Origin of the sequence: Chryseosolibacter histidinae (assembly GCF_018598225.1) — a bacterium.
Classification (GTDB): Bacteria; Bacteroidota; Bacteroidia; order Cytophagales; family Cyclobacteriaceae; genus Chryseosolibacter; species Chryseosolibacter histidini.
Genome location: NZ_JAHESF010000043.1, coordinates 24,226 through 36,543 on the forward strand (window position 1 = coordinate 24,226; position 12,318 = coordinate 36,543).

At 49.3% G+C, this 12,318-nt stretch carries 11 protein-coding genes; 8 read left to right on the forward strand and 3 right to left on the reverse strand.

Annotated features, from left to right (window positions below; all coding sequences use genetic code 11):
- Positions 1-17 precede the first annotated feature (17 nt).
- Positions 18-473: a hypothetical protein gene (locus tag KK083_RS27020; protein WP_254169259.1), complete on the forward strand. Its 456-nt coding sequence runs from the start codon at positions 18-20 to the stop codon at positions 471-473.
- Positions 474-585: 112 nt separating this feature from the next.
- On the opposite strand, the gene kbl is transcribed toward KK083_RS27020, so the two are convergent.
- On the reverse strand, positions 586-1,779 hold the full coding sequence (gene kbl, locus KK083_RS27025) for a glycine C-acetyltransferase (RefSeq protein WP_254169260.1): 1,194 nt from the start codon (positions 1,777-1,779) through the stop codon (positions 586-588).
- A gap of 4 nt (positions 1,780-1,783) precedes the next feature.
- Positions 1,784-2,086, reverse strand: a complete 303-nt coding sequence (locus KK083_RS32695) for a hypothetical protein (RefSeq protein WP_254169282.1) — start codon at positions 2,084-2,086, stop codon at positions 1,784-1,786.
- A gap of 251 nt (positions 2,087-2,337) precedes the next feature.
- Between KK083_RS32695 and KK083_RS27035 the strand changes: the two genes are divergently transcribed.
- Entirely contained in the window at positions 2,338-3,300 is a 963-nt protein-coding gene (locus KK083_RS27035; RefSeq protein ID WP_254169261.1) for an NAD-dependent epimerase/dehydratase family protein, read from the forward strand.
- A gap of 198 nt (positions 3,301-3,498) precedes the next feature.
- Here KK083_RS27035 and KK083_RS32700 read toward each other — a convergent pair whose 3' ends face one another.
- Entirely contained in the window at positions 3,499-4,545 is a 1,047-nt protein-coding gene (locus KK083_RS32700; RefSeq protein WP_254169262.1) for a T9SS type A sorting domain-containing protein, read from the reverse strand.
- Between the two features lie 510 nt (positions 4,546-5,055).
- Here KK083_RS32700 and KK083_RS27045 point away from each other — a divergent pair.
- The 6 genes from KK083_RS27045 to KK083_RS27070 all read left to right on the forward strand — a co-directional run bounded on the left by KK083_RS27045 (position 5,056) and on the right by KK083_RS27070 (position 12,094).
- Positions 5,056-5,832: an enoyl-CoA hydratase/isomerase family protein gene (locus KK083_RS27045; RefSeq protein ID WP_254169263.1), complete on the forward strand. Its 777-nt coding sequence runs from the start codon at positions 5,056-5,058 to the stop codon at positions 5,830-5,832.
- 62 nt (positions 5,833-5,894) lie between these two features.
- On the forward strand, positions 5,895-7,337 hold the full coding sequence (locus tag KK083_RS27050) for an oligosaccharide flippase family protein (RefSeq protein ID WP_254169264.1): 1,443 nt from the start codon (positions 5,895-5,897) through the stop codon (positions 7,335-7,337).
- A 56-nt stretch (positions 7,338-7,393) separates the two neighbouring features.
- Complete coding sequence (locus KK083_RS27055) at positions 7,394-8,398, forward strand: sugar phosphate nucleotidyltransferase (protein ID WP_254169265.1); 1,005 nt, start codon at positions 7,394-7,396, stop codon at positions 8,396-8,398.
- 1 nt (position 8,399) lies between these two features.
- Positions 8,400-10,163 (forward strand): tetratricopeptide repeat protein, encoded by a 1,764-nt coding sequence (locus KK083_RS27060; RefSeq protein ID WP_254169266.1) that lies wholly within the window; start codon positions 8,400-8,402, stop codon positions 10,161-10,163.
- Positions 10,156-10,908: a lipoprotein insertase outer membrane protein LolB1 gene (gene lolB1, locus KK083_RS27065; RefSeq protein WP_254169267.1), complete on the forward strand. Its 753-nt coding sequence runs from the start codon at positions 10,156-10,158 to the stop codon at positions 10,906-10,908. Before KK083_RS27060 ends, lolB1 begins: the two co-directional genes overlap by 8 nt.
- Positions 10,895-12,094: a murein hydrolase activator EnvC family protein gene (locus KK083_RS27070; protein ID WP_254169268.1), complete on the forward strand. Its 1,200-nt coding sequence runs from the start codon at positions 10,895-10,897 to the stop codon at positions 12,092-12,094. The genes lolB1 and KK083_RS27070 overlap by 14 nt, the downstream gene beginning before the upstream one ends.
- Positions 12,095-12,318 lie beyond the last annotated feature (224 nt).

Sequence of the window (12,318 nt, forward strand, 5' to 3'; positions counted from 1 at the left end):
AACCTGATGCAACACACATGATGGTAGAAGCGAACCCCGTAAAATTTTATCTGGCGAAGTTTTTTTTCCTCGGCTTTTCTTTTGTTCAGTGGCTGGTAGCCACTACGATATTGATGCGCTTTGGCTTCGACAGCAAGAATTTTTTTACGGCGCTCGTGTTCATCACACTGGGACTCATCTTCTTTTTGATCTTCCTGCTCATCAGCGACAAGATCAAACGGGTGGCCGTCGGCAAGAACAAGATCGTGGTGATCGAAGGCGATAAGAACATGCGCTTCGACTGGCCTGAAGTAAAATCACTGAAGCTCATCCCCTACTTTAACGTCTACAAGCTCAAGATCAGGGGCAAGCGCAACCCGATCTATTTTTTTCCTTCGAAGAACGTTGATCCCGCTTTCGGCTTACTGGCCAAAGACACCTCCAGAATGGGCGAGATCGTGCAAAAGAAGAAAAAGGATTTCGGCATCAAATAAAACGTGGAATTCTTTTCCCGCCATGGGGAAGAGCAAATGCGACACCGATTTCGCGGGGTAAACCTTTACCACTGGGAAATACTGCCGTGGACCGTGGACTATCGACTGTGCACTATTTAAGCACCTTCAGCTCTTTTCCCACTTCTGTAAAGGCTTTGATAGCACGATCGAGATGATGCCTGTCATGCGCTGCGGAGATCTGCACGCGGATGCGGGCCTGTCCTTTGGCTACCACCGGGTAAAAGAACCCGATCACGTAAATGCCTTTCTCCAGTAATTTTTCTGCAAACTGCTGGGCCAGCGGAGCTTCGTACAGCATAATGGGAACAATGGGGTGCTCTCCCGGCTTGATGTCGAAGCCGGCCTTCGTCATTTCTTCACGGAAATATTTTGTGTTCTGCTCGAGCTTGTCGCGCAATGCCGTGGTCTCCGAAAGCATGTTGAAAACTTCGATGGAAGCGCCAACAATGGAAGGTGCCAGCGTGTTGGAGAACAGGTAGGGCCTTGAGCGCTGACGCAGCATTTCAATGATCTCTTTTTTTCCGGCAGTGAATCCACCAGAGGCGCCACCCAGTGCCTTGCCCAGTGTGCCGGTGATGATGTCTACCCTGCCCATGACATTCCGGTATTCGGGCACACCCCTCCCGGTTTTTCCGATGAAGCCCGTGGAGTGACATTCGTCAGTCATCACCAGTGCCTCGAAACGATCGGCAAGGTCGCAGATCTGATCCATCCTGGCGATGGTACCATCCATGGAGAACGCACCATCCGTCACAATGATCATTTGTTTTGCCCCGGCCGCCCTGGCATCCTGGAGCTGCTTCTCAAGGTCGGCCATGTCGTTGTGCTTGTAGCGGTAACGCATCGCCTTGCAGAGTCGCACGCCATCAATAATAGAGGCGTGGTTCAGCTCATCGGAGATAATGGCATCTTCCGCACCGAACAACGGTTCGAATACACCACCGTTGGCATCGAAAGCCGCCGCATAAAGAATGGTGTCATCCATGCCCAGGAAGTCGGAGATCTTCTTTTCAAGCTCCTTATGAATATCCTGTGTGCCACAGATAAACCGCACTGACGACATGCCGAAGCCGTGCGTATCGATGGCATGTTTGGCAGCGGCAATTACCCTGGGATGTGAAGAAAGCCCGAGGTAATTGTTTGCGCAGAAATTGATAACTTCTTTTCCGTTGGTCTGGATATCAGCGCCCTGTGGCGTAGTGATGATCCTTTCTTTCTTAAATAATCCGGCTTCGCGGATATTATTCAGTTCCTTTTCTAAAACGGGTTGAAGTTTTTTATACATGGTCTCAGTTGAATTTCGGTTTTGGTTTAATGACGGGTTTACCAGGCTTTGCAGGTGATGGCGCTGATGCCGGTGCAGCTGGTGTATCCGGAGTTTTTTCAACAGCTTTTTCAACAACCTTCGCAACAGGCTCCTTCAGCGGATATTTTCGCCTTACGGGATTGATGAGGTTCAGCTTCTGAACGGTAAAGCTGTTAACATGCATCTGCTCGAATTCTTTTTTCCACACCTCGAACAGCGCCGGCTCAGCCGCTGAAAAGGCCGGGCCATCTATTTTTTTGCCGATCAGATATTCTTCAAAATTCACAGGCCCCAAGATAAACCAGGATTTACAGGATTTACAGGATTAATGCAGGATTATTGGATTTCAGGATGAGCAGGTTGAATGCATTTTATCTACCGTCTCTATATACTTTAAGTACAACATCACGTTAATCCTGTTAATCCTGAAAATCCAGTCAATCCTGGTCATTTATTGTGCGAAGGGGACAAAAGGCAAAATAAAAATCGGTCTGAATTTTAATAGCCTATTCCTGATTAATTTGCCGGCACAACAGCATGAAAAAACAAAAGATTCTGGTTATCGGAGCCGGAGGACAACTTGGCTCGGAGCTTACACAAGGCCTGTGGCGTCTTCATGGTAAGGAAAACGTAGTGGCCACTGATATTAAAGAACCGCAGGGCATTCTGAGCCAGGGACAGTTCGAGATCCTTGACGTGCTGAAACAAAAAGCATTGTTCGAGTTCATCCAAAAAAACAACTTCACGCAGATCTATCACCTGGCGGCTGTATTGTCGGCCACGGGAGAAAAGAATCCGAAGTTTGCCTGGAGCCTGAACATGGATAGCCTGATCTCCGTGCTGGACGCTGCTGTTGAATACAAGATCGAAAAAGTTTATTGGCCAAGCTCCATCGCTGCCTTCGGGCCCACAACACCCAAAGACCACACGCCGCAAGACACAGTGATGGATCCCACCACCATCTACGGTATCTCCAAGCAGGCGGGTGAACGCTGGTGCGACTGGTATTTCAGAAAACATGGCGTGGATGTGAGAAGCCTGCGCTACCCCGGACTCATCGGCTACAAGACCAAACCCGGCGGCGGTACCACAGACTATGCCGTAGATATTTTTTTCAAAGCACTCGCCGATAAGAAATACGAATGCTTCTTAAAACCCGACACCTACCTGCCCATGATGTACATGGATGATGCGGTGAAGGCAACCATCGACCTGATGCAGGCGCCCGCGGAGAAAGTGAAGGTGCGATCGAGTTATAACATTTCTGCCATGAGCTTTTCACCGGCAGAGATCGCTGAAGAGATCAAGAAGCACATTCCCGAATTCACGATTACCTACCAGCCGGATTTCAGGCAGGCCATTGCAGACTCATGGCCAAGGTCCATCGACGATTCTGCCGCCCGCAAAGACTGGGGCTGGCAACCTTCCTTCGGGCTGCAGGAAATGACAAAGGAAATTCTGTTGAACCTGCAAGAATTACCAGCCCTGGTTCACAATTAGACCTGGCACGCCAGCTCGTTCATGGATTTTATTATGGATTGTTCCGTCTCTTAGCTTAGACTCAGGGAAGACTCAGAGAAGACTCAGGGAAGACTCAGAGCATCTTTGCCAGTATTTTGGCCATTTTCAGGCGCGGGATGGACTATCTTATTATTTCCAGCCCATGAATGGCACCTTAGTCCGATGAACTCCTGTTGCCTAGTTCTTTACGATCACCCTTGAAACTTCCTTAAAGTCTGCGGAGACATAAGACACCAGGTAAACACCGGGCTGCAGCTTATTCTCAAAGGCGATCTTTCCATCGAAGTTGTTCACGGCGAAGTGCAGAATATCAACACCCAACGCGCTGCTCACCACGATGTAGTCATCCTCGGCAGGGCGGAAATTTGTCTGCACCTGGAAGCTGTTTCCGGATGACGGATTGGGATAGACCGTCATGTGTTTGCTGCCATTGAACTTCACGAGCTCCAGGCCTAAAAATTCGAATGTGTTATCGAGGTCTACGGACTTCAGTCGGTAATAATTGAAGCCCAGCAACGGAGCCTTGTCTGTAAAAGAATAGCTCGTTTCTATATTGTCGGTATCGGCACCTGAACCAGCTACCTCACCGATGTCTTGAAAATCGATGCCATTGTCTGAACGCTGGAGTACGAATTTCAAAAGATTTTTTTCGGTGGTGGTGGTCCACGAGAGATTTACGGCTTCACTTTCAGCGGCCGCCGCGAAATTCAACAATTTCACAGGCAACGTTCCATCATATCCGCCCTGATAGTAGCCGGTAGGGCCTTTAAAACCGCCTGTGGGCTCACAATAAGGACTGCCGTTATAAGCACACTTGCCTGAATTGGTACCGCCACAGCTGTTGCATGTGCCGTTACCTTTCATGATTTCCTCACCACAGATGCTAAGCCTGTCTGAACCGGTATCGCCAACATCTACCAGGCCCCCTGTTCGTACGGCAAGCGTATAATTACAGCCGGGATCTCCGGTACCAAGCGTAAGCTTAGCTGAAATATTGATACGGCCGCCATTCATGACAACAACATTCGCATTAATGGTCACGCCGGCAACGATATTCACCGTACCATAAACTTCCATCTGCGTGCCAGTCCAGGTATCATCAACTGAATTGAAATAAACGGTTGTTCCGGCAGGAATTCTTAAGATGCTTTTGGTGCTGGCATTGCCGCCCTCTGAACAGGTCGCACCTGGGTTGTTCCAATAATATGGACTTGGGTTCGTCACGGTACAGACGGTTTGCCCAAACGATACGGACGCGATTAATACCATTAATCCCAGTCCAACAATAGCACTTCTTTTCACGGACACAGGCCCCAACTTATTCTTTCCTACTGTCAAAATTACGTCTAATGCGCTCATATGCTGCCGGTTACGATAAATATGTTTAAACAAACGATTGAACGGCTGTATGCAAACGTTTGCAAAAAGTTTGCTCCTCTGACTGATTTTTAAAAATCCGTTTTTCCCTGAGATCCATTCTAACCGCATATCTTGATCGTTTGCAGCATGAATTGCAATAAGTTCACCAGTATGCATAAACCGTTTGGAAGGGCTAAAAAAGCAACTTTTATCGTGAACCGATATCCAGATTTGGGACAAAATGGAAATATTATATCATATTGGCATAATTTCTTCGGGTAAGGGTATCCCTGAGACCGAGGTGTTCTTTCTTGCCCAGGGGCGCTTGAGTCTTTGGCAAAACCTCATAAGTTGCAGCCCCAACAATATCTACCGATGTCTTTACTGAAAACACAACAAACCAACGGGATCCTTACTGTAACCATCTCCCGCCCCGATGCCCTCAACGCCCTGAATAGTGAGGTAATGAACGGTCTCCAGAAGATCATGCATGACGTGTATCAAAATGCCGGCATCAGGGGCATGATCCTTACCGGTGAAGGCGAAAAAGCATTTGTTGCCGGGGCAGACATCAGGGAACTGGCTGCCTTGAGCCAACAGCAGGCGCTGGAGCTGGCTCAGAAAGGACAAAAGCTGTTCAAATCCCTGGAAGACTGTGATAAGCCGGTGATCGCCGCCGTAAACGGATTTGCCCTCGGGGGTGGCTGCGAGCTGGCCATGGCGTGTCACATGCGCCTTGCTACAGAAAATGCGCGGTTCGGTCAGCCCGAAGTAAACCTGGGCATCATTCCCGGGTATGGCGGTACGCAGCGACTCACCCAGCTGGTTGGCAGGGGCAAAGCACTGGAGCTAATGCTCACGGCCGATATTATAACAGCGCAGGAAGCCAAGAACCTTGGCCTGGTAAATCATGTTGTTGCTACACGCGATGAGCTGATGGCGCTGGCCGAAAAGATCATGACGAAGATCTTAAGCAAAGGTCCCCTGGCCGTGGCCAACGTGATCAAAAGTGTAAATGCCGGATTCAGCTTTGAATCGGAAGGGTATGCTGCTGAAGCCACACATTTTGGCGAATGTGCCGCTACCGGCGATTTTAAAGAAGGGACTGCCGCATTCCTGGAAAAAAGGCAGCCCGTGTTCAAAGGAAAATAAAAGCATGGATCTTACTTCACGTCGTTTTTGCAGCAATACATTTCTAAACTACCACTACAGGCATGGGTAAGATAAAACGCCTTGCCGGCGAGACCGTGCTGTACGGCTTCGGGAGCATCGTTCCGCGGTTCCTGAATTTTTTGCTGGTGCGTTTACACACCGATGCTTTTGTTCCTGAAGAATATAGTGTTATCACCAAGCTGTTCGCTTACGTAGCCGTGATCAATACACTTTTTATGTTCGGCATGGAGACGGCTTATTTCCGCTTTGCCAACAAACCCGGCGCCGACGAAAAAAAGGTCTTCAACATTACCCTCACCGTTGTGATCGCCATCAGCACACTGCTGTCGCTGATCATCGTTTTGATGGCAAAACCGATCGCTGGATTTCTCGACATTGCTTCAAGGCCCGACCTGGTGATCTGGCTGGCGCTGATCATGTTCACCGATGCCGTGGTGGCCATTCCTTTCGCCCGGCTGCGGCTGCAAAAAAAAGCGATCAAGTTCGCCTTCGGCAAGGTCTTCAACATCATCATCTATGTAGGCCTCAACGTCTACTTCCTCAAGCTCATGCCCGGCGACACCCGCGATGTGGGATGGGTGGTGCTGGCCAACCTGATCGCCAACACTTTTTATATTGTCTTCTTCGCCAGGTCGCTGCTGTCATGGCGCCCGTTGTACGACCGCCAGCTTTCACCCGAGACTTTACGGTATGCCTACCCGGTGATGCTGACTGGCCTGGCGGGTATCACCAACGAGATGTTTTCAAGGATCACCCTGGAGAACTGGTTGCCGGAAAATTTTTATGCGGGCAAAAGCACTGAATTCGCGCTCGGGATCTTTGGCGCGGCCTATAAGTTTGCGGTGCTCATGAACCTGGCCATCCAGGGATTCAGGTACGCAGCGGAGCCATTTTTCTTTTCCAATGCCGCTGAGAAAAATTCTCCCCAACTTTTTGCCAGGGTAAACCACTATTTTATCATCGTATGCTGCATACTGCTGATCGGTGTTTCCATTAACCTCGATATTTTAAAATATTTCCTGGCGAAGCCCGCCTATTGGGAAGGACTGCACATTGTTCCGGTCCTGCTGTTGTCTTATCTCCTGCTGGGAGTCTATTATAATTTCTCGGTGTGGTTCAAGCTTACGGACCGGACTTATTACGGCACCATTATCACCATCGGCGGAGCCATCATCACCGTGGTAGCCAACTACCTCCTGATACCCATCGCGGGTTACGAAGGCAGCAGTTGGGCAGCCCTGCTGTGTTACCTGGGCATGACGGTGGCCTGTTACGTGCTCGGTCAGAAATTCTATCCTATTCCGTATGATATCGCAAAATCGGTGGCCTACATTGTAGTTACCCTGCTGATCGTATATGGTGTTAATGCGATAGAAATAGAGGATCAACTCGTGGCCACGGGTTTTCATGCCCTGGTTATTGGCATCTATCTCGCGGGTATTTACCTGCTCGAAAGGAAACAATTTGTGAAAAAGCGGGCGTGATTTTTTAGCAGCTACTGGTCGTTGTTTCCGACAACCAATAACTGAAGACAAATCACATGAACATCATTATCCCCATGGCCGGGCTTGGCAAAAGGCTGAGACCGCATACCCTTACAATTCCCAAACCTCTGCTTCCCATTGCCGGCAAACCCATTGTACACCGCCTGGTAGAAGATATTGCGAAGGTCTGTCCTGAAAAAATAGATGAGATCGGTTTTATCATTCACCCTTCTTTCGGTAAGGAAGTGGAAGAGAGTCTGAAAGGCATCGCTGCTGAAGTGGGCGCCACGGGAAGCATCTTTTATCAGACAGAGGCGCTGGGCATCTCGCATGCCTTGCTGTTCGCGAAGGAATTGTTCAAAGGCAAGGTGATCGTTGCCTTTGCCGATACATTGTTCAAGGCAGATTTCAGACTCGATACTTCAAAAGACGGCATCATCTGGGTTCAGCAGGTAGACGACCCGTCGCAGTTTGGCGTGGTGCGGCTGAACGACAAGAACGAGATCATCGAGTTTGTCGAAAAGCCTTCAACTTTTGTTTCGGACCTTGCCATTATCGGCATCTACTTCTTCAAGAACGGCGAAGCGCTGGCTGCCGAGATGCAATACCTCATCGACAACGACATCAAGGAAAAAGGTGAATACCAGTTTACCACGGCGTTGCAGAACCTGAACAAAAAAGGCGCGAAGTTTACGCCGGGGCGCGTGTCAGAGTGGCTCGATTGCGGCAACAAGAACGTGACGGTGCAGACCAACCAGCGCTACCTGGAGTTCATCAAGGGTGAGAAGCTCGTTTCGCCCAAAGCACGGCTCAACAATGCCGTGATCATCCCTCCCTGTTTCGTGGGCGATGAGGCGGTGATCGAAAATTCCGTGGTCGGACCCTACGTTTCAATAGGCAGGAATTCTCACATAAAAGACAGCCGGATCATCAATTCTATCATCCAGACCAATAGTAAAGTTTCACAGGCCGTATTGGAAAATAGTATGTTGGGGAATTTCGTTAATTTTGAGGCCAGACCGCTCGACTTGAGCGTTGGAGATTTTAACACCATTACCTGATTTGAAATTGCGCAGCATCCATAATCTGATCATTCTGCTTCTGGCGATCGGTATCCTGTCGCCCGCCTCAACGTATGCGCAACGGAAAAAGAGACCCGAAGACTCGCCCCAGGGCCTGAGACTGAGGGAAGCCGAATTTTACTTTACGGAAGGTGAAAAGTTCTTCATCCTGGAAGATTACGCCAAAGCGTTGTTGTACTATCAGCGGGCCCTGGAGATCAATCCCGAAAATGCCACCGTGCATTATAAGATCGCGGATGTGCTGGCCAGGAGCAACAAGCAGGACGACCTGCTGAAGGCTTCGCTGAGCATAGAGACCGCCGTGAAGCTGTACAAAGGCAATAAGTACTTCTACCTGCTGGCCGCCAGCATCTACAACAGCCTCGCCAAATTCGACAAGGCAGCCGAAGCCTACGAGACGATGATCAGCGAAGTGAAGGGCACTGAAGAATATTTATACGAGCTGGCTGCCGTATATCAGTACGCGAACAGGCCCAATGATGCCATTAAAACTTATACGCGGGCAGAGAATATCTTCGGCGTGAACGAGACGTCGTCTTTGCAGAAGATCAGGCTCTACCTGGAAGACGGGAGCATCAAAGAGGCCCTGGCGGAGGGTGATAAGCTTATCAATACTTTTCCGGAAGAGGAACGTTTTGTGATGTCGTTCACAGAGCTGCTCTCACAGAAAGGACTTCGCGACCAGGCGATCCAGTACCTGGAGAAATTCGCGGCTGCAAATCCCGGCGCCGGCAATGCCAAAATGCTGCTGGCGGGTTTCTACCGCGATACACAGCAGGAACAGAAGGCAAGGCCGCTGCTCACAGCCCTCTTCAGCGATCCCTCGGTGGATGTTTCGAGCAAGATCATCATCCTGGGTGCTTACAATGCCGAGCTGCACCAGCTCAAGACCAAAAATCTTTCAGATCCTGATAAGGAAGCGTTTGCCATCAGCCTTTACGAAAAGTTACTGTCCAGCAATCCTGAGAACACCAATGTGCACATTGTTGGCGGCGACCTTTACCTGTCCACCGGCCGGAACAGGGAAGCGCAGAAGGCATACCTGAAAGCCGTAGACCAGGGCGAGGTGAGCTTCGAGGTATGGGAAAACCTGCTTTACCTGGAAACACAGCTCGAGCAGTGGGACAACGTTGTCAAACATGCTGAAACAGCGCTGGAGATTTTCCCTAACCAGGCCATGATCCATTACTTCAATGGTTATGCTTTCATGCGCAAGCATCAGTATCCTGAAGCAGTCGCTTCGTTCGAGCAGGCCAAAAAGCTGGCGGCTTCTAACGCGCAGCTGGTGGCGGAGATCAACGGCATGCTGGGCGACTCCTATAACGCCACAAAAGATTATGTGAAGTCAGACAAGGCTTACGAAGATGCGCTGGCCACTGACCCTGACAACGCCACGTTGCTGAACAACTACAGCTATTACCTGGCCCTGCGCAAAGAAAACCTCGAAAAAGCTGAAAAAATGTCAGCTACATTGGTTAAAAATAATCCGGATAATCCTACCTTTCTTGATACCCATGCGTGGGTGTTGTATGTTCGCCAGAAATACAAAGAGGCGAGAAAGTTCATTGAGCGGGCCATCAGCACCGGGAAAGCCAATGCATCACACTTTGAACACTACGGCGACATATTGTACCAGCTCGGAGATGTTGACAATGCGGTGATACAGTGGGAAAAAGCGCGTGGGATGAACGCTAAAAGTGAAATTCTCAACAAAAAAATAGCCAATCGAAAAATCTATGAATAAGAGCCTTTGGTTCTTGGCCGTCACACTCATTGTGCTTGCAACCGGCTGCAGCAAAAAAGTGACCGCACCAACCGTCTCCACCCCAAAGACAACTTTAAACATTGAAGAGATCGATTTCGACTACTTTCAGGGGAAGGCCAGGATGATCCTCCGCGATGCCAACAAAGAACGTGAGGTAAAAGCCACCATCAGGGTAAGAAAAGACAGTGTGATCTGGATGCAGTTCAACGTGATCGGTATCCAGGGCGGCAAAGCGCTCATCAATAAGGACTCCATTACCATTGTGAGCACCGTTGACAAAGAATATTATGTTTTCGACTACGCCGAGCTCTCCAAACGTTTCAACTTCAATATCAATTACGGCGTGATCCAGTCTGCCATGTTGGGCAACCCCATTATCGCCCGCTCAGGCAGCGACCAGGCCGTGCAGGAAAGTTCTATGTACCTGCTGAAACAACAAGTGGGCACCATCAACGTTGTCAATTATGTTAACGCTGCCAGCATGAAGATCGAAAAGGTGGAGCTGAAGGAAGGCAACAGCAGCAATTCACTGATCGTCAATTATTCAAATTTCCAGCCAGTGGGCGATAAGGTTTTCCCTTACAATGGAACGATCAATCTTTTTTATAAGACCTTGTCGGGATTGCTGAACACGACCATCATTTTTGAGTACAACAAGGCAGAAGTGGGCACGCGTGAGCTCAAATTTCCATTCAATATTCCGAAGCGATATGAACGCAGGTAGGTGCAGGCTTTTTCTTCTCGTTTTCCTGGGCCTCTCCCTTTCTGTTTGTTACGCACAAAAAAAAACGAAGGCCCAGCTTCAGAAAGAAAAGCAGCAGAACATCGAGAAGATCAAGGAAGTAGAGAAGATCCTGGCGGAAACCTCCACAAAGAAGAAAAACTCCATCGGCGAGCTCAATGCGCTCAACCAGCGCGTGGTGGAGCAGGAAAACCTCATCAGCTCCATCAGAAGAGAGATCAATTTCCTGAACGAAGACATCGGTGAGAACAACGACATTATCCAGGCCCTTCAGCAGGATCTGAAAAAGCTCAAGAAAGAGTATGCGGCCATGCTCTTTGCCGCACAAAAAGCCAACAACAGCACCACACGACTCACTTTTTTATTTTCGGCAGGTTCGTTCGATCAGCTGGTGATGCGCCTCCGGTACATGGAGCAGTATGGTGAAACACGCCAGCTTCAGGCAGACCAGATAGAAAAAGTACAGGATGAGCTCGCGGGCCAGGTAAAACAGATCGAAAACCAGCGGGCAGAAAAGAACAAGCTGCTGCAGGATGGCGTCACCGAAAATCAAAACCTGGCCGACCTGAAGAAAAAGCAGAGCAGCCTGCTGAAAGCGCTTGAAAAGGAGGAGAAGAAGCTGAAAAAAGACCTGGAAGAAACACGGGAAACCATTGCCAAGCTCGATAAGATGATCGAATCCATCATCAAGGAGGAGATCGAGCGGGAGGCGGCGGCCGCAGCGGCGGCGGGCGCCCCCAAAGCCATTGCCCTGTCTTCGTCTTTTGAAGAGAACAAGAACAAGCTGCCCTGGCCGGTAGCGTCAGGCTTCATTTCACAGAAATTCGGCCTGCAGAACCACCCGGTGCTGAAAGGTGTGGTCACCAAGAATGAGGGGGTATTCATCCAGACCAAAGAAAATGAAAAAGTGAAATGTGTGTTCGAGGGCGAGGTGAGCTGGGTGGCCTTTGTGCCCAATGTAGGCTATACGGTGCTCATCAAACACGGCGAATACTTTACCGTTTATGCCGGGCTTAAAGATGTTTATGTAAAACAGGGCCAGAAAGTGGTGGTTGAGCAGGAAGTTGGAACGGTGATCTCGAACGTGGAAGGCATTTCACAGCTGCGTTTCCAGATCCGGAAGAACATCGAGCCCCTTGACCCGCAGAATTGGCTGAGGAATATGTAGTTGACAGTTGACAATTAGACAATTGACAACGTTCTGGTTTGCAGATTCACGGGCAGGTTGTCAATTGGAGTTGAAGAAAAGCCCCCCGACCATTACTCCAGCCATTGTCAATTGCCATTTTGTCAATTGTCAACTGATTTAAAAAATCGTTATAAATCATGGATTTTTTACCCTACTTTTGTTGTTCTGCATGGCATTCTATCGAAGCCTGTAGGAAGTCATCT